Origin of the sequence: Streptomyces sp. NPDC058620, from assembly GCF_042717135.1 — a bacterium.
GTDB lineage: Bacteria > Actinomycetota > Actinomycetes > Streptomycetales > Streptomycetaceae > Streptomyces.
The window spans coordinates 20769-39950 of record NZ_JBHXQO010000010.1 but is presented as its reverse complement, the minus strand read 5'-3'; the positions used below and the strand labels follow the sequence as shown (position 1 = coordinate 39950).

The following is a 19182-nucleotide window of genomic DNA, read 5'->3' as shown; positions in this document are numbered from 1 at the left end:
CCGTCGTCAGTCCGACGGGATCCGGGCCGGGCCGGAGCAGCGCAGCACGGGATGGAACAGTCAGCCTGTCATGGGCGCCAGTCGAGCGGCACCTGTCTGGTCGGGTCCCACGGGCGTTCCCAGCCCGCATAGTGCAGAATCCGGTCGATCACACCGGCCGTGAATCCCCAGACAAGAGCGGATTCGACCAGGAACGACGGGCCCGGATGGCCGCTGGGATACACGGTGGTCACCCGGTTGGCAGGGTCCGTGAGATCCGCCACGGGGACCGTGAAGACCCGGGCCGTCTCGGCAGGGTCGACGACGCCGACCGGGCTCGGCGCCCGCCACCAGCCGAGGACGGGCGTCACCACGAAGCCGCTCACCGGGATGTACAGCCGGGGCAGCACGCCGAAGAGCTGGACGCCCCGCGGGTCGAGTCCCGTCTCCTCCTCGGCCTCCCGCAGCGCGGCCCTGAGTGGCCCCGTGGTCGCCGGGTCACCGTCCTCGGGGTCCAGGGCGCCGCCGGGGAAGGACGACTGGCCCGCGTGGGAGCGCAGGGAGCTGGAGCGCTCCATGAGGAGCAGTTCCGGGCCCCGCTCGCCCTCGCCGAAGAGGATCAGGACGGCGGACTGACGGCCCGCGCCGCTCTCGGGCGGCAGGAAGCGGCTGAGCTGCCGGGGCCGGATGGTCCGCGCCGCGCGGGCGACGGGGTCGAGCCACTCGGGCAGCCCCTCGGTGGTGACGGGGACCAAGTCGCCGTCGGACGCGCCCGTTCCGTCATCGGCGGGCGTGGCCGTCCCGGCAGTCGGAGCGGACCGCGTGCTCCGTGCGTGCGTCATATGCACCCCCTCCGTTTCACAACGCCTGTCATCGGCCATTTCGTTCCGGGGCCATTTCGCTCGGTTCCGTACGGCTCGGGCTGCGCCCGTCCCTCATTCGGCCCCGAGGGGCGGTGCCGGTTTGCCCGGGTAGTCGGGCGGAGGGCTGAGACGCTGGCCCGGATAGCCGCCCATCTCGTACTTCAGGAGCTTTCTCGCCTTCTCCGGGTCCGTCTCCCCTTCCCCGTACGAAGGGCAGAGCGGGGCGATGGGGCAGGCGCCGCAGGCGGGCTTGCGGGAGTGGCAGACGCGGCGGCCGTGGAAGACCACACGGTGCGAGAGCATCGTCCACTCGCTCTTCGGGAAGATCGCGGCCACGTCCGCCTCGACCTTCTCCGGGTCCTCCTGGTCGGTCCACTTCCAGCGGCGGACCAGTCGGCCGAAATGCGTGTCCACCGTGATGCCGGGGACCCCGAACGCGTTGCCCAGTACGACGTTGGCGGTCTTGCGGCCCACGCCGGGCAGCGTCACGAGATCGGCGAGCCGGCCGGGGACCTCACCGCCGAAGTTGTCCCGGATGGCGGCCGAAAGCCCTATCAGCGACTTGGTCTTGGCCCGGAAGAAGCCGGTCGGCCGAATCAGCTCCTCCAGTCTTTCCGGCACAGCTGCCGCCATGTCCTCGGGGGTGGGGTAGGCGGCGAACAGCGCGGGAGTGGTCTGGTTGACCCGCAGGTCCGTGGTCTGCGCGGAGAGCACGGTGGCGACGAGAAGCTCGAAGGGATTGCGGAAATCCAGCTCGGGATGGGCGTACGGATAGACCTCGGCGAGCTCGCGGTTGATCCGGCGGGCACGGCGCACCATCGCGAGGTGCGATTCCGGCTTCGCCGCCTTCGTCGTCTTCGTCGTCTTCGTCGTCTTCACAGCCTTCGTCGCGGGCTTTCCCGCAGTCGTCTCATCCGGGCGTTTTGTGGCATTTTTGGGGCGACGCGCGAACCGTTCGCCCACAGCGGAATCAGGGCCTTCCGGCACCCCATCAGCCCCCTCGACCTGCGCTCTCACCGGCGTTCTGGACACCCGGCCAGCCTAGAGCCCGGCACTGACATCCGCCCCGGTCACTGCGTATCCGCGCCCAATCGGCCCCCTGCCGTACGGTCCGGCACGTCCGTGCGTCAAACTGGTTTGTGATTGATCGCACTGTTTTACCGTCCGGCATCATGGGGACCACGGTTCCCCGAACAGGCCGACAAGGAGAGAACTCGTGGACGACGTTCTGCGGCGCGCCCCGCTTTTCGCGGCGCTCGATGATGAGCAGGCCGCGGAGCTCCGCGCCTCGATGAGTGAGGTGACCCTCGCGCGCGGCGACGCGCTCTTCCACGAGGGTGACCCGGGTGACCGCCTGTACGTGGTCACCGAGGGCAAGGTGAAGCTCCACCGCACCTCCCCCGACGGCCGCGAGAACATGCTGGCCGTCCTCGGTCCCGGTGAGCTCATCGGAGAGCTTTCGCTCTTCGACCCGGGCCCGCGCACGGCGACGGCGACCGCTCTGACCGAGGTCAAGCTGCTCGGCCTCGGCCACGGCGACCTCCAGCCCTGGCTGAACGCCCGCCCCGAGGTGGCCACCGCGCTCCTGCGCGCTGTCGCCCGGCGGCTGCGCAAGACCAACGACCAGATGTCCGACCTGGTCTTCTCCGACGTACCGGGCCGTGTCGCCCGGGCGCTCCTCGACCTGTCGCGCCGCTTCGGCGTGCAGTCGGAGGAGGGCATCCACGTCGTGCACGACCTGACCCAGGAAGAGCTGGCCCAGCTGGTCGGCGCCTCCCGGGAGACGGTCAACAAGGCGCTCGCTGACTTCGCGGGACGCGGCTGGCTGCGCCTGGAGGCGCGCGCCGTGATCCTGCTGGACGTGGAGCGGCTGGCGAAGCGCTCGCGCTGACCCGCACCTGTGCGCGAAGGGCCCTGCCGGACAGCGGGGCCCTTCCGCGTTCCAGGTCGCCCGGGCCCCAGGACCTCTGGCCGGGATCAGGCCGGACCCCACGAGCCCGGCATGATCCGAACGGGATGCCCTAGATGAGCCCGTGCTCGGTCAGGTAGTCCATCTGCGCACGGACCGACAGCTCCGCCGCCGGCCACAGGGAGCGGTCCACGTCCGCGTACACGTGCGCCACCACCTCCGACGGCGACCGGTGTCCGGACTCCACCGCCGTCTCCACCTGGGCCAGGCGGTGCGCGCGGTGGGCGAGATAGAACTCGAGCGCCCCCTGCGCGTCCTCCAGGACCGGTCCGTGGCCAGGCAGGACGGTGTGCACCCCGTCGTCGACCGTCAGCGAGCGCAGCCGCCGCAGCGAGTCGAGGTAGTCGCCCAGCCGCCCGTCCGGGTGCGCCACCATCGACGTACCGCGTCCCAGGACCGTGTCGCCGGTGAGCACCGCCCCGTCGGCCGGCAGGTGGAAGGAGAGCGAGTCCGCGGTGTGCCCGGGGGTCGGGACCACCCGGAGTTCGAGCCCGCCCGTGGTGATCACGTCGCCCGCCCCCAGCCCCTCGTCGCCCAGGCGCAGGGCCGCGTCCAGGGCGCGCACCTTCGTCCGGGTCAGCTCGGCGAAGCGAGCCGCGCCCTCGGCGTGGTCGGCGTGGCCGTGCGTGAGGAGGGTGAGCGCGACCCGCCGCCCGGCCCGCTCGACCGTGTCGGTCACCGCCCGCAGATGGGCCTCGTCCAGCGGGCCGGGGTCGATGACGACCGCCAGGTCCGAGCCGGGCTCGGCCACGATCCAGGTGTTGGTGCCGTCCAGTGTCATCGCCGAGGCGTTTGGGGCGAGGACGTTGACCGTGCGGGTGGTGGCGGGGCCGGAGAGGACTCCGCCCCGCGGCTGGCCGGGAAGTGCCGCAGCGTCGCTCACGCGCCCTCGCCTCCCGTGCTCCCGGCCGGGATGTGTTTGGTGAACTCGTCGTGTCCCGGCCAGCTCAGAACCAGCTCGTCACCCTCCAGGCGGGCCTGTGCGAGGACGGGAGTGAGGTCCTGGGCATCTGCCGCCTTCAGGGCCTCGGCGGCCGTCCCGTACGGCCTGAGCGTCCGCAGCGTGGACACGGTGGGCGGCATCATCAGCAATTCGCCCCTGTCGTAGCCGTCGGCCGCCTCGCCCGGGGCGATCCACACCGTCCTGTCGGCCTCGGTGGACGCGTTGCGGGTGCGCTGGCCCTCGGGGAGCGCGGCGACGAAGAACCAGGTGTCGTAGCGGCGCGGTTCGAACTCCGGGGTGATCCAGCGCGCCCACGCGCCGAGCAGGTCGGAGCGCAGGAGCAGACCGCGCCGGTCCAGGAATTCGGCGAAGGACAGCTCGCGGGCGACCAGCGCCTCGCGGTCGGCCTCCCAGTCCGCCCCCGTCGTGTCGCCGACGACCGTGCCGGCGGTCGGCCCCGCCAGGAGGACGCCCGCCTCCTCGTACGTCTCGCGCACGGCCGCACAGACGATGGCCTGCGCCTCGGTGAGCGTGGCGACGCCGAGCCGCGCCGCCCAGTGCTCGAGCGAAGGACCGGCCCAGCCGATCAGGTGGTCGTCGTCGCGCGGATCGACTCCGCCACCCGGATAGGCGTACGCGCCCCCGGCGAACGCCATGGAGGTGCGGCGGCGCAGCATGTGCACGGCGGGCCCGCCCCCCATGTCCGCGGCAGCGTCCCGGAGCAGCATCACGGTGGCGGCCCGCCTGGGGGTCGCGGCTGTCAGCCCGCCTGCGGCGAGGGCCCGGATCCGGTCGGGCCATTCCGGTGGGTACCACTGACCATTGGACATGGCCGGAGGCTATCCGGAACCGCCCCGATGTTCGAGGGTCGCGGGTGATCCGTACATGCCCCGTACACGCACGATCCCGCCCGGTCGCGTGGACCGGGCGGGATCATCCGTCGCCCCCTCGCACGCGGGGCCGGAACGGCTATGGACGGGCTACGGGTCAGGCTTCGACGAGCTCGACCTGGACCTCGATCTCCACCGGCGCGTCCAGCGGCAGCACCGCGACGCCCACGGCGCTGCGTGCGTGCACGCCCTTGTCACCGAGGACCGCGCCCAGCAGCTCACTCGCGCCGTTGATCACGGCCGGCTGTCCGGTGAAGTCGGCGGCTGAGGCGACGAAGCCCACGACCTTCACGACCCGTGCGATCCGGTCCAGGTCGCCCGCGACCGATTTCACGGCCGCCAGGGCGTTGAGCGCGCACGTCCGGGCGAGCTCCTTCGCCTCGTCGGGCGTGACCTCGGCGCCGACCTTGCCGGTCACCGCGAGCTTGCCGTCCACCATCGGCAGCTGACCGGAGGTGTAGACGTACACCCCGGACTGCACGGCCGGCTGGTACGAGGCCAGCGGCGGAACGACGCCCGGGAGCGTCAGGCCCAGCTCGGCGAGGCGCGCCTCGACGGCGCCCGCCACTACGGCTTCTCCCGCTTCAGGTACGCCACGAGCTGCTCGGGGTTGTTCGGGCCGGGCACGACCTGGACGAGCTCCCAGCCGTCCTCGCCCCAGGTGTCCAGAATCTGCTTGGTCGCGTGCACGAGAAGGGGCACGGTCGCGTATTCCCACTTGGTCATAGGGCCGACTGTAATGCCTGGCACGTACGGTCTCGTGCGTAGCCCGGGGCATGACTGGTTAGGCTCCAGGACGTGAGCAGGTTCCAGGTCGTCAGCGGTAAGGGCGGGACCGGTAAGACCACGGTCGCCGCCGCCCTCGCGCTCGCCCTCGCGACCGAGGGGAAGCGCACCCTCCTCGTCGAGGTCGAGGGCAGACAGGGCATCGCCCAGCTCTTCGAGTCGGAAGCCCTTCCCTACGAGGAGCGCAGGATCGCCGTCGCGCCGGGCGGCGGGGAGGTCCATGCCCTGGCGATCGACGCCGAGCGCGCCCTCCTCGACTACCTCCAGATGTTCTACAAGCTGGGCAGCGCCGGCCGGGCACTCAAGAAGCTCGGGGCGATCGACTTCGCCACCACCATCGCACCGGGCGTCCGGGACGTCCTGCTGACCGGCAAGGCGTGCGAAGCGGTACGCCGCAAGGACAAGCGGGGACGTTTCGTCTACGACCACGTGGTCATGGACGCGCCTCCCACCGGACGCATCACGCGCTTCCTCAATGTGAACGACGAGGTGGCCGGGCTGGCGAAGATCGGCCCGATACACAATCAGGCGCAGGCCGTCATGCGGGTCCTGAAGTCCCCGGAGACGGCGGTCCACCTCGTGACGCTGCTGGAGGAGATGCCGGTCCAGGAGACCGCGGACGGCATCGCCGAGCTCCGCGCGGCCGACCTGCCCGTGGGCCGGGTCATCGTGAACATGGTGCGCCCGCACCTGCTGGACGAGGAAGCGCTGCGGACCGCCTCGGGGGCCCGTCGCAAGGAGATCGCGAAGACGCTGACACGGGCGGGTGTGACCGGCTCGGCCGCACTCGTACGGCCGTTGGTCGCGCAGGCGGCCGAGCACGCGCAGCGGGTCTCGCTGGAGCGCGAGCAGCGCGCCGTGCTCGCCGGCCTGGAACTGCCCACGGCCGAGCTCCCGCTGATCGGCGAGGGTGTGGATCTCCCCGCGCTGTACGACCTGGCGGCCGAGCTCCGTAAACAGGGCGCAGGGGAAGAGGTGGGGTCATGACGCTGGGCTCGGACGTCGCAGCGGGGCTGGACACGGACGCACTCCTGGACGACCCGGGGATCCGGATCGTCGTGTGCTGCGGATCGGGCGGGGTCGGCAAGACCACGACGGCCGCGGCGCTCGGCGTACGGGCCGCCGAGCGTGGGCGCAAGGCGGTGGTCCTCACCATCGACCCGGCCCGCCGGCTCGCCCAGTCCATGGGCATCGACCAGCTGGACAACATCCCCCGCCGGGTCGAGGACATCGACGGCGCGGGCGGCGGCGAACTGCACGCCATGATGCTCGACATGAAGCGGACCTTCGACGAGACCGTCGAGGCGCACACCGATGCCGCCCGGGCCCGCGCGATCCTGGAGAACCCCTTCTACCAGTCCCTGTCGGCCGGCTTCGCGGGCACGCAGGAGTACATGGCGATGGAGAAGCTGGGGCAGCTGAGGGCGCGCGACGAGTGGGACCTGATCATCGTCGACACGCCGCCCTCGCGCTCCGCGCTGGACTTCCTGGACGCGCCGAAGCGCCTCGGTTCGTTCCTGGACGGCAAGTTCATCCGGCTGCTGGTGGCTCCGGCGAAGATCGGCGGCCGGGCGGGGATGAAATTCCTCAATGTCGGCATGTCGATGATGACGGGGACGCTCGGCAAGCTGCTGGGCGGTCAGTTCCTCCGGGACGTACAGACCTTCGTCGCCGCGATGGACTCGATGTTCGGCGGCTTCCGTACCCGGGCCGATGCCACGTACAAGCTGCTCCAGGCGCCCGGCACGGCGTTCCTCGTCGTCGCGACGCCGGAGCGGGACGCACTGCGCGAGGCCGCGTACTTCGTGGAGCGGCTGGCCGCGGAGGAGATGCCCCTGGCCGGTCTGGTGCTCAACCGGGTGCACGGCAGCGAGGCTTCGCGGCTGTCCGCGGAGCGCGCACTGGCCGCCGCGGAAAATCTTGAAGAGGGCGGCATTGTGGATCAGACGACCGGGAAGGCTGGCCTCAGTGACCAGGTGGACCCGGCGGGCGCCTCTCCCGAAGCCGCCGGCACACCGCTGCCCCCCGACGAGAACGACGAGCCGCACGCGTCGCATGAGCCGAATGAACAGCACGAGCCGCACCAGTCGCACGATGAGCGTGATTCCCGAGAACCGCACGAGCAGTCGGAGCCGCCGACGGACGCGCATTCCGCTTCCGCTACCGCCGCTTCCTCCGATTCCGTATCCGCCGAGTACTCGGTCGAGCAGCTGACCGCAGGTCTGCTGCGGCTGCACGCCGAGCGCATGCAGGTCGTCGCGCGCGAAAAGCGCACTCGGGACCGCTTCACCGCGCTCCACCCCGAGGTCGCCGTCACCGAAGTGGCCGCGCTGCCCGGCGATGTACATGACCTCGCGGGTCTCCGAGCCATCGGAGACCGGCTCGCGGCCGGTTCCGTTTCCGCTCCGGCCGGAGCTGCCTAGGCCCTACCCGCCCGTGACCCCGCACGGGGCACGGGCTCGTACGCCTACCCCACGGCGGCGTACGTCTCGTGCAGTACGTCGTCGTCCAGGCCGACCGCCGCGGGCAGGATGCCCGTCGACTGCTCGTATTCACTGCGAGCGGTCTCCAGCAGGCGGCGCCAGGACGTGACGGTGGGTCGTCGGCGCAGCAGTGCGCGGCGCTCCCGCTCCGTCATTCCGCCCCACACGCCGAATTCGACGCGATTGTCCAGCGCATCGGCCAGGCACTCGGTCCGCACCGGACAACCGGTGCACACCGCCTTGGCCCTGTTCTGCGCTGCCCCTTGTACGAACAGTTCATCCGGATCGGTAGTGCGGCAGGCTGCCTGCGCACTCCAGTCGGTTACCCAGCCCATGCCGGCGCCGTCCTCTCCCGAATCGAGGCTCCCCCACGGCGGCGGCGGCATATTCACCGCCACCAGTTGAGGACGTTACGGAAGGCAGCGACACCACAACACCCCCTTCGGGCCCAATCTTCGATGGCCCGAACGGACTATGCGTACGCGGCAGATCACCCAGAGGAGTGAGGTGAGGACATACGAGACCATCACCCTCAAAGCGAGGCATTACGCCTAAGTCGCAGTGGGCATTCCATGACACGCAGGGCGAATTCGGGAACGCCTCGGGTCGCGGAGACAGTGCGTACGAAGATGGCTGGAACTGCACGGGGGTTGCAACGAAACCGGACTGCTGTGACAGTTGAGAGCAGCTTAGGCCAACGCATATACGCCTGTCCGGCGAATGAGAACGTAGGCTGCCCCCATGCCAAAGAAGCGCTCGGGCGGGGGTCTCACGACGACCCAGCAGGCCGCCAAGTTCCTCGGTGTCGCCGCACTATCCGGAGCTGTCCTGGCAGGTATCGCACTGCCGGCAGCCGGAGTGCTCGGCCTCGCGGCCAAGGGGACGGTCGAGGGATTCGACGAAATCCCTTCCAACCTCAAGACGCCACCGCTCAGTCAGCGCACCAAGATCCTGGACAACAACGGCGGCCTCATCGCGACCGACTACTCGCGCGACCGGACCGTCGTCCCGCTCAAGGACATCTCCCCGTACATGCAGGACGCGATCATCGCGATCGAGGACTCGCGCTTCTACGAGCACGGGGCCGTCGACCTCAAGGGCATCCTGCGTGCGATGAACCGCAACGTGCAGGCCGGCGGGGCCGCCCAGGGTGCGTCGACCCTCACCCAGCAGTACGTGAAGAACGTCTTCGTCGAAGAGGCGGGCGACGACCAGGCGAAGGTCCTGGAGGCCACCCAGCAGACTCTGGGCCGCAAGGTCCGCGAGCTCAAGTTCGCGATCCAGGTCGAGGAAGAGCTCGGCAAGAAGAAGATCCTGGAGAACTACCTCAACATCACGTTCTTCGGGCAGCAGGCGTACGGCATCGAGGCGGCGTCCCAGCGCTACTTCTCCAAGCCCGCGAAGAACCTGGAACTGGCGGAAGCCGCGCTGCTGGCCGGCATCGTCCAGTCGCCGAGCCGCTACGACCCGGTCAACGACGCGCAGGAGGCGACCAAGCGTCGCAACACCGTGCTGCAGCGCATGGCCGCGACCAAGAGCATCACCCAGGCCGAGGCCGACAAGGCCATGGCCACTCCGCTCGGTCTGAAGGTCAGCAAGCCCCGCAGCGGCTGCATCACCGCCGTCGAGGGTGCCGGCTTCTTCTGCGCGTACGTCCGCAAGACCGTCCTGTCCGACCCGACCTTCGGCAAGACCGAGGCCGAGCGGAAGAAGCTGTGGGACCTCGGCGGTCTGACCATCAAGACCACGCTCGACCCCAAGGCGCAGGCGGCGGCCAACAAGGCGGCCACCTCCCGCGTCAACAAGGACGACGGCGTCGCCGCCTCGGTCGTCCAGGTCCAGCCCGGCTCCGGCAAGATCCTCTCGATGGGGCAGTCGCGGCCGTACGGGCTCGACGGCACCAAGAACGAGACGGTGATCAACCTCGCCGTGGGCAGCGAGATGGGCGGTACGACGTACGGCTTCCAGGTCGGCTCGACGTTCAAGCCCATCACCGCGGCGGCCGCGCTGGAGAAGGGCATCAGCCCGACCACGGTCTATGACGACCCGTGGAAGATCAGCATGGCGAAGAGCGACTACCGGAACTGCTCCGGCAGCCCGACCGGTTCGGACCAGTGGCCCGTGCAGAACGAGCTCGAGTCCGAGAAGGGGCCCTACGACCTGACCAGCGCGCTGGGCAAGTCAATCAACACCTACTTCGCGCGGCTGGAGCAGAAGGTCGGTCTCTGCGAGACCGTCACCATGGCGAAGAAGCTCGGGTACGAGGCGGGTACGGGCAGGAAGCTCGGCGAGGACCCGTCGGTCACCCTCGGCGTCGCGGAGAACACCCCGCTGGGCATGGCCTCCACCTACGCCGCCTTCGCCAACCGCGGCACGTACTGCTCCCCCGTCGCCATCGAGGCGGTCACCACGCGGGCCGGCAAGTCGCTGCCCGTCCCGAAGACCGTCTGCGACCAGGCGATGAGCCAGAACACCGCCGACATGATCAACCAGATGCTCAAGGGCGTCGTCGAGGACGGCACCGGCACCCAGGCCGGCCTCACCGACCGTGACAACGCGGGCAAGACCGGTACCACCGACGACCGCAAGGACGCCTGGTTCGTCGGCTACACCCCGAACCTGTCCACCGCGGTCTGGGTCGGCGACGACGTCGGCGAGAAGCGCGGAATGTACAACATCACCATCGGCGGCCAGTACTACGACAAGGTCTGCGGTGGCTGTCTCCCCGGCCCGATCTGGCGGACCGCGATGACCGAGGTGCTGACCGCAGGCGAGACGCCCGCGTTCAACTACATCAAGGTCCCGCGCGGCAGCACCAAGCCCGAGAAGGAAGAGAAGGGCGACATGGAGGACCGGGACGAGAACAGCAACGGCGGCGGTGGGGACGACGCCAAGCCCAACGACCGCATCACCTTCCCGCCCGGCCTCGTCGGCGGCAGCGACGGCGGCTGGGGGGACGGTACCGGCGGCGGCCGGGACTGACCTGACGGCACGACCCGCGGACTCCGGTGCGCGGGAGGCGCTGATCGCGTAGCAACACGAAGAGGGTGCCCCGGGATTATCCCGGGGCACCCTCTTCGCGCTTCCGGGAATACGTGACCAAGGTCACGTGACTCTTCGTGAAAAACTCGGCGCCCGGCCTGCGCGGCGAATCCATAAATTCCACCCACATACGACTTTGCGACCCCTGGATTTCACCCAGCGCAGTACCGGATGGTCTTATTCCGATTATCTTTGTCGCTATCCCGGCTGCAACCCGCCTCCCCCACCTATGATCGAGGAAGAAAGAGCCGCGGAGAACTTATGGGCGGCAGAATTCTCGCTCACTGATGGGCCTACGAAAAACAAAGGTGTTCAGACGGTTGCGATTTATCGGGACAGCACGAGCCATTGTCTTCCTCCTCGCTTCTTCGTCGCTGGTCGCAGGCTGCGGGTCATCACCCGGGGCCGCACCGCCCGAGGGCGGCGGCAGCTTTCGGAGCGTGAAGCCGGGGACACCTCTCGTGGAGGTCGTGGACGACGTGACGTCCGCGGGACTCGGCCTGTCGGTCCGGGACGCGACCTTCCTGGGCAGGTACATACCGCCGGAGATGACCCGCAAGTACGAGGTGTGCTTCACGGAGGACAAGCCGGATCTCGGTGCGGTCGACCTGTTCGTGGTGCCGTCGGCGGAAACCTGCCCCGCGAAGAGGGGCGCGGTCGTGCCGCGCCCTCCGGTCCCCGACGTCACGGGCAGAACAACCGGTGAAGCCGCGGCTCTCATGGCGGCGACCGGTTTCCGGCCCGACCGGATGAAAGCCCGGGATCAGGAGAAACCGTCCGCGCGACTCGATGCCCAAGCGGCTCGGAATTGGCGGGTCTGTTCTCAGTCCCCTGCCGCGGGAAGCCCGTTCACGGCTGACGGGAAAGTCGTCATGGTCATCGCGGCCACCTGTCGAAACACTCAGTAGATTCAGCCCGAATAAGACAGAGCGCCCGGACCGGGCTGCATCGCTGATATCCCCAACCGAAAGGTCATCCATATGCGTCACGCAATGCGTGCCACAACCATCGCCGCCGCGGTTCTGCTCGTCGGGGGAATCACGGCATCCACGGCACAGGCCGATGATCCTGCCGTCTCCATCTACACCGCTTCGCAGCTGGGCAAGGCCAAGTTCGAGCCCTATGGCGAGCACCTCTACATCAGCGACCTGGTCGCGGACGGCAAGTCGACCGTGGCTCGGCTCGTCGTGCAGGGGGACACCACGTACTACTACTGGAACCGGACGTCGGCCGGCTCCACGCGCCACGTGGACATGTCGCTCCCCGAGGACCGTCACGTCGCACTGGTGGCGTACACCGGCGTCTGGGACGGCACCGTGACCGGCGGCATCCACTGGGACAGCTACGACCACATGCTGGAGCACGTCTCGACGTTCAGCTGACGCTGATCCCGAGCGTCCATGACGGGCCCTTCGGCGGGAGGCACACACCTCTGCGCCGAAGGGCCCGTCAGGCTGTGGGCCCGTGGGGCCGGAGCCTGACGGGCTGTCGGCCTGTCAGACAGTGCCCGTCGGGCGGTGCCCATCGGGATGCTTCGGGCCGGAGCCGGTGTCAGCCCGCGAGGAGCTTCTTCACCGTCGCGGCCACCCGCCCGCCCTCGGCGAGGCCCGCCACCTTCGGGTTCACGATCTTCATGACGGCGCCCATCGCACGGGGCCCCTCGGCTCCGGCGGCCTTGGCCTCCTCGACGGCGGCGGCGACGATGCCCGTCAGCTCCTCGTCCGTGAGCTGCTTGGGGAGGTACGCGTCGAGCAGCTCGCCCTCGGCCTTCTCCCGCTCGGCCTGCTCCTGCCGGCCGCCCTGAGCGAATGCCTCGGCCGCCTCGCGGCGCTTCTTCGCCTCCCGGGCGATCACCTTCTGCACCTCGTCGTCGGAGAGTTCGCGGGCCGTCTTGCCGCTGACCTCCTCCTTGGTGATCGCGGTGAGGGTCAGCCGGAGCGTGGACGAGGTCAGCTCGTCACGCGCCTTCATGGCCGTGGTGAGGTCTTCCTTGAGCTTGGACTTGAGCGTGGTCATGCGGCGATTGTGACAGGTACGGGGCACCCGCCGCCCGTGCGTTTTCCTGTCGCGGCACCGTGTCTGCGACGATGGGCGCATGCGCGCACGCTACGGAGTACCCCTGAAAGTCACGGCTGTCGGCGCTGCGGTCGGCGTCGCCGGTCTCGCCTACGCGGCCGGGTTCGAGGCCCGCTCGTTCCGCCTGCGGCGGATCACCGTCCCCGTACTCCCGCACGGGGCACGCCCGTTGCGCGTACTCCAGGTCTCCGACATCCACATGGTGTCCGGCCAGCGCAAGAAGCGGGCCTGGCTCCAGTCGCTGGCGGGCCTGCGTCCGGACTTCGTCGTGAACACCGGCGACAACCTGTCGGACCCGGAGGCCGTACCGGAGGTGCTCGACGCGCTCGGTCCGCTGATGGAGCTCCCCGGCGTCTACGTCTTCGGTTCCAACGACTACTACGGGCCCAAGCTGCGTAACCCCGCCCGGTACCTGTTCGAGAAGATGCAGGGCAACCACGGCCTCAACGGCAACGCCCCCGCGGTCGGTGTCGTCCACAACCCGTGGGAGCCGATGCGGGACGCGTTCGACGAGGCCGGCTGGCTGGGGCTGTCCAATACACGCGGACGGCTGAAGCTCGACGGCCTGGAGATCGCGTTCACCGGCCTCGACGACCCGCACATCAAGCGCGACCGTTACGCGGAGGTCGCGGGCGGCCCCGCAACCGATGCGGACCTCTCCATCGGCGTGGTCCACGCCCCGTACCTGCGCTCCCTGGACGCCTTCACGGCCGAGGGCTATCCCCTGGTCCTGGCGGGCCACACCCATGGCGGCCAGCTCTGCATCCCCTTCTACGGGGCGCTGGTCACCAACTGCGACCTGGACACGGACCGGGTCAAGGGCCTCTCCACCCACACGGTCGGGGACCGGCGCTCCTATCTGCACGTCTCGGCCGGCTGCGGCACCAACCGCTACACGCCGGTCCGGTTCGCCTGCCCGCCCGAGGCGACACTGCTGACGCTCACGCCACGCGACTGACGTACGGACGAATCGCGGGGTCCGGCGCCCCCCGCTTACCGTAAAGATCATGACCTGGCCGCGGATCGCCCTGCTCCCCAGCCTCCGGTCGGCGGAACCGTTCCCGTACGAAGCCCGGTCCCCCAGGCCGTGGCCGCCGCCTTCCGCACCCTCGTGTGCGCGTCGGCGGTCACCGGCCTGGCCATCGACCTGCGCTTCGGACTGCCCCGCTCCCGGTCCTGAACTACTGCACGATCCAGACGAACACCCTGTCCGCCCTCGCCTTCGGCTGGTCGGCACACCGCGCCCGGAGGGGCGGCCCACCCCTTTCTCCGCGCCTCACCGGCGGGGTCCTCCTCCTCGTCCCGATCACGGGCCTCGTCCACCACCTGATCCTGGCGAACAGCGCCGGCCCTTCTCGTCGACGGACACCCCGGGCCACCCGATCACCGGCCGGCGCGCGGTCTCCAACCAGCTCCCGCACACGGTCACCCCACTGGCGGCGGCCCTGGACTGGCTCCTGCCGACGACCCCGCGCACACTGCGCCTGCGTTTCGCCGCCCTGGCCATGCCGCTGGTCGGCCTGGACCGCATCCGCCCCGACCTCTGCGGACCCCTGGCCCCCGCCGAAACCGGATTTCGCCTCCGGCCGCGGGTGGGCTAAAGTAATCGATGTCGCCGGGAGACCGCGTGACATCGGGGTGTAGCGCAGCTTGGCAGCGCGCTTCGTTCGGGACGAAGAGGTCGTGGGTTCAAATCCCGCCACCCCGACAGCCATATCACCAGGTCAGGGGCCTGATCCACTTAGTGGATCAGGCCCCTGAGTGGTTTGTGGGGCCATCTTGGGAGCCGTTTGGGGGCCGAGTGGAGGTGTCGGCGCCCAAAACGCTAAACCCCAAAATCCGGTACGTGGCGGCGCCCCCCCCACGAATGACGGCCGCCCCACCCCCAGAGCCCCCTCTGTAGGCCGGTGGCCGCGGAGGCATGTCCGCTGCCAGCCGTAGGACCAGAGCATGGGGCCGGCGCCGAAGGACTCGACAAGGCGGTCGAAGACAGCAGCGGGCAGGCCCTTGTCCTCCACGCCAGCGAGTTCGGTCGCGGCCGTGGCGATCTCGTCGAACCAGGCGCGGCGAGTCCGTCGGCTCAAGTTACTCGTTCCACTGAGCCCCACCGGAACGCCGCGAGAGCGCTGACCACGTAGACCAAGGCCCGGCACCCACTGCACGTGAGAGTTCAGCCTCGGCAGCGCACCTGGCAGTTAGTTACCGAGCCGTGGACGAGCAGCATGGCGCTGATGGCGGTGGCCGCCACACGCCGATCACGCAGGATTCCCCTGTTCACGCTGACCTCCACGTCCGTGCCACCGGAGGGTTGTCCCCGGACCGGCCCTTCCAGCGAAACGGATCCACGCCTGGGCTACCCAACTCCATTGTTAACTCAGTAAGCTACAGAATTATGGACTTCACAATTATCAAGCACGCGATCGAGGTCGACCATGGCATCAAACGCTTGTCCATGCACTTCATCAAGAAGCACGCTGCGCCGGACCGAGCCCGACTGAGCACCGAGTTGTGCGCACAGATCGGCGAAGAGTTCGAAAGGATCGGGCTCTCCACCCTGCCGCGGACGCTGCCGACTTCCGAGAATGAGTTCGTTTGGGTCATCCAGCGCGACAGCGTCCTGGGTGAAGTCGCGGATGTCGCCGCCGCCTTGGCGCATCTGGACGAGCTCGGGATGAACCCTCTCCCTCAGGTGTTCGACAACTACCCACGAGCCAAGAGCAACCTGAGCTGAAGTGGCGTAGGAGCGACACACAACTCCCGCGTGTCGAGTACATCAACGAGCGTATCTACCGCATGCAGGGCTAAAAGTGGCTGCGCCCGCTCACAACTCGTCCGTACGGTGGTCTCAACAGGCGTCGCCCATACTGCTGGTGACGCCCCGACACTTAGCCTCTAAGGCAACGGCACCGTCAGGAGTCACAGATGAGCAGCGCTGACGAGATACGCATCCCTCGTGACGAACCCATCTTCATCGTCGGCACCTCCGGACGGCTGCCGCTTCAAACCGTATGCGTGCTTGAACTGACAGGCTCAGAGGTTCCGTGGCACCGGCATAGATGGCTCTCTCTCCTCGGAGACCGTCTACGAATTCCCACGACAGGGCAGCTACCACACCCGAGCAGACTCGTCAAGGGGGAATGCGGCGCTCATGCGAGGACTGTCAACGTGAGAGCAGCGCAGGCGCTGGGCCAGCAGTGCGCCAGGCGATTCACTGAGGCGCTGGATGAGTTCCCCAAGCCGCTCGTCGCCCACATGCCCAAACGACACTTGCGGCAGACCGAACAGGACGTGCTCGGGTGGCTGTGCACTCGACTCGCCGGACGCCCCTCAGGGTTGACCGTCATCCATACCAGTCGGGGGATTACGTGGTACCGCCTCACGGCGGACGGCCCGGTTCCCGAACCGCTACCTCCGGAATCACCCGCACTGATGGCTCTTCCCTGCCTTGCGACTGAGGTGGAGCTGTTGCTGACACCCGCAAAACTCGGGGCTTACGCCGCTTATCAACACCGGTGCTACCCACACGTGAGCTGCAGGCCGACCTGGCTTCCTCCTGAGCTGCCTTGGGCAGACGAGGATATCGCGCAAGAAATCTTGACATAGCGGCCCGGCGGCGAGTTCATGCGACTCGCCGCCCTCCGTGATGACCGCTGCAGACCAATTTGGACCACACATTGGAGATCTGTGCCCATGACCACTGGCAAACCCGCTTCTCTTTCCATCGACGTCCCCTGGGGGACGGACGCGATCCGGGTAACCAACATCTCGCCCCACCTCCCTGCCGACTCGACGGACAGCCATGGCGGGGTGGTGACCGCAGCAGGCCGGGCCAATCCGAGCACCTGGCTGCCGGACGCTTCATGGGGAGCCATAACGCGTGCAACAACTCGACCCGAGGCATTGGCAGTTCAGCTCCACCCGACGGCGGACGAGCCCTCGGGTCTCCTGATGATCGAAAACGTCGAAGGGGCGACGCTGCGGTCGGTTGTCACCCGTGTCCTGCTAAGCGAACTGTTCCCCGGTCCCCAGCCTCGTACCGGCATGGAGGTATCGGAGGTACCCGACCCGCAGGTGCACGGGATCATCCATGAGGGCCGTCCCGGTGCGATCGTGCAGTACCGCTACGAGAACCTCGCCCACCTTCGGAACCACGTGTGGCAGACCATCCACGCGACGCTGTCACTCAACAGCTACGCGACCTCCATCCTCACGCGCTCCGTCACCCGCAACCTGATCACCCATCCTGTCGAGATCGTCTTCGAGGACGGTGCGGAGGCGATCCACCTTCTCGTCGTCCGTGACGGCATCACGCGACTCGCCAGCGCCTGGGCGGTACTGGCCGGGCACGGGGCCGACCCCGCCTCGGTGGCAACCCTGGCCACTGAGGCACTGCTCGGCAGCCCTTCCGCGACAGGGACCTCTTCAGGACCCGGTCTCGGGCAGCGTCTGGCCGCCAGCCGGGCTCGGTGGCGGCAGGAACTGCGGCAAGAGTTCCACGATGAGATGAAAGGGGCGACACCAGGACTTAGGGCCGCTCAGATCGCCCAGTCCTATGTCGTTCCGGCGCAGATCGCCGTCGGGGTTGAGGGACACGAGGGCCGAGTACTTTCTCCCGAGGACATTTTCGACGACGCCATTCGTTCAGTACTGGCTTCGGTGCACGTCGAGTTCAAGCAGTGGGACGCGGCGGCCCAGAACGTCGAGGTCGTCACCCGAGCCCTGAAGCGGATCATCCAGCAAGGCGACCCCCGATGGAACACAGCCGAGCTTCAAGCGGTGTACGGCCTTGCCGTCGGCCGCATTCCCGTGGCCGAGCTCCCCCAGCTATTCGGAGGCAATCCGCCCCCTCCCGGGACCGCCCTGTGGCGTGCCATCTACCTGGTCAGCGCCCTGACACAGCCGGATCTCCTGGAGCTCCTCAAGGACCAGGCCAAGGCCATCAAGGGTGGCCAGCGGATGAGCATGAAGGGGTTCGGCGAGCTGCTCGGTCCGATCATCGACCTGCCCTGGCGTGCGAAGAAGAAGCTCGTCACCAAGCAGGCGCGAAATGCGTGGAACAACGGCGGTGTGCTGTCGAACGACGTCACCAAGGGCTGGACTCCGCAACCCACTAGCGACTTCACCGGGCTGATCGCATTGGCCATGAACGGCGACGACGACGCCCGCCGCACTCTGGCTGTGGCCGGCGGTGTCGCACTGATCGCCGACAAGCTCCTGACCAGGAGCGTCGGCTCTTCGCTAGGGGCCACAAAGGAGAAGGGCGGCGTCCCTTTCCGGTCGGACGTGAACAAGGTCATCGAGGGACTCTCACGGCCGACGAACGAACTCGGCCTGTGGACCCTCGCGCTCGCCGCCAACACGTTCCGCAGTGATGACCTGCCACAGAACTCCGTGCCCAGGCAGAGCCTGACCGGCAAGACGTCCGCAATGTCCGCCGAGCCGCCTTACGTGCACTTCAAGGTCGATCTCGATGCCCCGGACCGCATCGCCCGCGACACCAATGGCGTGCCGATGCCCCTGTACGAATGGGATGTCGTCGCGGCCTCGGCCCCGGAGCGCGCGGCGCAGGCCGTACCACCGTCGCTGGTCCCTGGTCCGGCGCCGGTTCTCGTTCCGGCGGCGCCGTCATCGGACGGTGAGACTACGCCCGCCGACGGCGACGCCTCCACCAGTGCCTCTGACGACGAGGAGCCCGTCACCACCACAGACCCAGTGGCGGCGCAAGGGGCCGAAGGTGCTTTGCCCACCGTCCCCGCCCAGGCTCACCGCGCCGAAGACGCTCCGCCACCTCCCAGCCAGCGCGCCGCCGCGCACCGCGAGGGCCTCCACCTCGGGGTGCAGGGCGCCCGGGACGCCCTCGACCATTTGCATACCCTGGAGCCGGAAGTCGGGGACCACACTCCGATAGTTCCGGTGGACCAGCTGGACGAGTTGCACAAACTGTTGGTCGGCATCTTGACTGACGTAGAGAACCTGCGGCGCAGGACAGTAGAGGCTCATGCCTCAGAGGGGGACGACTCGGAATGCGATGATTCCGAGGAGATGGTTTTGGACTGACCAGTAAGAGGTCGTAGCTCAAGTCCCCCACCGCCAGCGAAACGGGTCAGGACCGGTGCTGAGAAATCAGACCGGTCCTGATTCGCAACCAGAA

The 19182-nt window shown here is 68.5% G+C and carries 17 protein-coding genes and 1 tRNA gene; 10 read left to right on the top strand and 8 right to left on the bottom strand.

The window, feature by feature from the left end; translation table 11 throughout:
- Window positions 1-68: 68 nt before the first annotated feature.
- Both ACFWSK_RS12990 and nth read right to left on the bottom strand, forming a co-directional pair.
- A complete protein-coding gene (locus ACFWSK_RS12990) occupies window positions 69-821 on the bottom strand; it encodes an NUDIX hydrolase (protein ID WP_383784147.1) in 753 nt (250 codons plus the stop codon).
- Window positions 822-914: 93 nt separating this feature from the next.
- Window positions 915-1721 carry an endonuclease III gene (nth, locus tag ACFWSK_RS12985; protein WP_383784144.1) on the bottom strand — a complete coding sequence of 269 codons (807 nt, stop codon included), beginning with the start codon at window positions 1719-1721 and terminating at the stop codon, window positions 915-917.
- A gap of 337 nt (window positions 1722-2058) precedes the next feature.
- Between nth and ACFWSK_RS12980 the strand changes: the two genes are divergently transcribed.
- The gene (locus tag ACFWSK_RS12980; RefSeq protein WP_014046869.1) at window positions 2059-2733 is read left to right on the top strand and encodes a Crp/Fnr family transcriptional regulator; all 675 of its coding nucleotides are present in this window, start codon (window positions 2059-2061) and stop codon (window positions 2731-2733) included.
- 130 nt (window positions 2734-2863) lie between these two features.
- Here the strand turns inward: ACFWSK_RS12980 and ACFWSK_RS12975 are convergent, their stop codons facing one another.
- From ACFWSK_RS12975 to ACFWSK_RS12960, 4 genes are all read right to left on the bottom strand, one after another.
- Window positions 2864-3694, bottom strand: coding sequence for an MBL fold metallo-hydrolase (locus ACFWSK_RS12975; RefSeq protein WP_383784141.1), 831 nt, complete (start codon window positions 3692-3694; stop codon window positions 2864-2866).
- Entirely contained in the window at window positions 3691-4584 is an 894-nt protein-coding gene (locus ACFWSK_RS12970) for an NUDIX hydrolase (protein ID WP_383784139.1), read from the bottom strand. The genes ACFWSK_RS12975 and ACFWSK_RS12970 overlap by 4 nt, the downstream gene beginning before the upstream one ends.
- Window positions 4585-4741: 157 nt before the next feature.
- Window positions 4742-5212: a RidA family protein gene (locus ACFWSK_RS12965; protein ID WP_383784136.1), complete on the bottom strand. Its 471-nt coding sequence runs from the start codon at window positions 5210-5212 to the stop codon at window positions 4742-4744.
- Window positions 5212-5370 carry a DUF4177 domain-containing protein gene (locus ACFWSK_RS12960; RefSeq protein ID WP_019992579.1) on the bottom strand — a complete coding sequence of 53 codons (159 nt, stop codon included), beginning with the start codon at window positions 5368-5370 and terminating at the stop codon, window positions 5212-5214. Before ACFWSK_RS12960 ends, ACFWSK_RS12965 begins: the two co-directional genes overlap by 1 nt.
- A 72-nt stretch (window positions 5371-5442) precedes the next feature.
- On the opposite strand from ACFWSK_RS12960, the gene ACFWSK_RS12955 reads away from it, so the two are divergent.
- Together ACFWSK_RS12955 and ACFWSK_RS12950 are read left to right on the top strand one after the other, a co-directional pair.
- Complete coding sequence (locus ACFWSK_RS12955) at window positions 5443-6417, top strand: ArsA family ATPase (RefSeq protein WP_383784133.1); 975 nt, start codon at window positions 5443-5445, stop codon at window positions 6415-6417.
- Entirely contained in the window at window positions 6414-7853 is a 1440-nt protein-coding gene (locus ACFWSK_RS12950) for an ArsA family ATPase (RefSeq protein WP_383784130.1), read from the top strand. Before ACFWSK_RS12955 ends, ACFWSK_RS12950 begins: the two co-directional genes overlap by 4 nt.
- Before the next feature lie 44 nt (window positions 7854-7897).
- Here the strand turns inward: ACFWSK_RS12950 and ACFWSK_RS12945 are convergent, their stop codons facing one another.
- Entirely contained in the window at window positions 7898-8248 is a 351-nt protein-coding gene (locus tag ACFWSK_RS12945) for a WhiB family transcriptional regulator (RefSeq protein ID WP_185299971.1), read from the bottom strand.
- Between the two features lie 406 nt (window positions 8249-8654).
- Between ACFWSK_RS12945 and ACFWSK_RS12940 the strand changes: the two genes are divergently transcribed.
- The 3 genes from ACFWSK_RS12940 (at window position 8655) to ACFWSK_RS12930 (ending at window position 12337) form a co-directional block, all read left to right on the top strand.
- Window positions 8655-10895 carry a transglycosylase domain-containing protein gene (locus tag ACFWSK_RS12940; protein ID WP_383784127.1) on the top strand — a complete coding sequence of 747 codons (2241 nt, stop codon included), beginning with the start codon at window positions 8655-8657 and terminating at the stop codon, window positions 10893-10895.
- A 608-nt stretch (window positions 10896-11503) separates the two neighbouring features.
- Window positions 11504-11863: a PASTA domain-containing protein gene (locus ACFWSK_RS12935; protein WP_383784123.1), complete on the top strand. Its 360-nt coding sequence runs from the start codon at window positions 11504-11506 to the stop codon at window positions 11861-11863.
- Between the two features lie 84 nt (window positions 11864-11947).
- Window positions 11948-12337, top strand: a complete 390-nt coding sequence (locus tag ACFWSK_RS12930; protein ID WP_383784121.1) for a hypothetical protein — start codon at window positions 11948-11950, stop codon at window positions 12335-12337.
- A 169-nt stretch (window positions 12338-12506) separates the two neighbouring features.
- Here ACFWSK_RS12930 and ACFWSK_RS12925 read toward each other — a convergent pair whose 3' ends face one another.
- Window positions 12507-12971 (bottom strand): GatB/YqeY domain-containing protein, encoded by a 465-nt coding sequence (locus tag ACFWSK_RS12925; RefSeq protein WP_383784118.1) that lies wholly within the window; start codon window positions 12969-12971, stop codon window positions 12507-12509.
- 79 nt (window positions 12972-13050) lie between these two features.
- On the opposite strand from ACFWSK_RS12925, the gene ACFWSK_RS12920 reads away from it, so the two are divergent.
- From ACFWSK_RS12920 to ACFWSK_RS12905, 4 genes are all read left to right on the top strand, one after another.
- Window positions 13051-13989, top strand: a complete 939-nt coding sequence (locus ACFWSK_RS12920; protein WP_383784116.1) for a metallophosphoesterase — start codon at window positions 13051-13053, stop codon at window positions 13987-13989.
- Window positions 13990-14665: 676 nt separating this feature from the next.
- Window positions 14666-14739, top strand: a tRNA-Pro gene (locus ACFWSK_RS12915).
- A 684-nt stretch (window positions 14740-15423) separates the two neighbouring features.
- Window positions 15424-15762, top strand: a complete 339-nt coding sequence (locus ACFWSK_RS12910; RefSeq protein WP_383784113.1) for a hypothetical protein — start codon at window positions 15424-15426, stop codon at window positions 15760-15762.
- A gap of 959 nt (window positions 15763-16721) precedes the next feature.
- Window positions 16722-19088 (top strand): hypothetical protein, encoded by a 2367-nt coding sequence (locus tag ACFWSK_RS12905; protein ID WP_383784110.1) that lies wholly within the window; start codon window positions 16722-16724, stop codon window positions 19086-19088.
- Window positions 19089-19182 lie beyond the last annotated feature (94 nt).

Coding starts and splice junctions, on each gene's coding strand:
- ACFWSK_RS12990 (WP_383784147.1), bottom strand. CDS start 821: ATGACGCACGCACGGAGCACGCGGTCCGCTCCGACTGCCGGGACGGCC.
- ACFWSK_RS12920 (WP_383784116.1), top strand. CDS start 13,051: ATGCGCGCACGCTACGGAGTACCCCTGAAAGTCACGGCTGTCGGCGCT.
- ACFWSK_RS12960 (WP_019992579.1), bottom strand. CDS start 5,370: ATGACCAAGTGGGAATACGCGACCGTGCCCCTTCTCGTGCACGCGACC.
- ACFWSK_RS12970 (WP_383784139.1), bottom strand. CDS start 4,584: ATGTCCAATGGTCAGTGGTACCCACCGGAATGGCCCGACCGGATCCGG.
- ACFWSK_RS12945 (WP_185299971.1), bottom strand. CDS start 8,248: ATGGGCTGGGTAACCGACTGGAGTGCGCAGGCAGCCTGCCGCACTACC.
- ACFWSK_RS12930 (WP_383784121.1), top strand. CDS start 11,948: ATGCGTGCCACAACCATCGCCGCCGCGGTTCTGCTCGTCGGGGGAATC.
- ACFWSK_RS12950 (WP_383784130.1), top strand. CDS start 6,414: ATGACGCTGGGCTCGGACGTCGCAGCGGGGCTGGACACGGACGCACTC.
- ACFWSK_RS12905 (WP_383784110.1), top strand. CDS start 16,722: ATGACCACTGGCAAACCCGCTTCTCTTTCCATCGACGTCCCCTGGGGG.
- ACFWSK_RS12935 (WP_383784123.1), top strand. CDS start 11,504: ATGACCCGCAAGTACGAGGTGTGCTTCACGGAGGACAAGCCGGATCTC.
- ACFWSK_RS12910 (WP_383784113.1), top strand. CDS start 15,424: ATGGACTTCACAATTATCAAGCACGCGATCGAGGTCGACCATGGCATC.
- ACFWSK_RS12925 (WP_383784118.1), bottom strand. CDS start 12,971: ATGACCACGCTCAAGTCCAAGCTCAAGGAAGACCTCACCACGGCCATG.
- ACFWSK_RS12940 (WP_383784127.1), top strand. CDS start 8,655: ATGCCAAAGAAGCGCTCGGGCGGGGGTCTCACGACGACCCAGCAGGCC.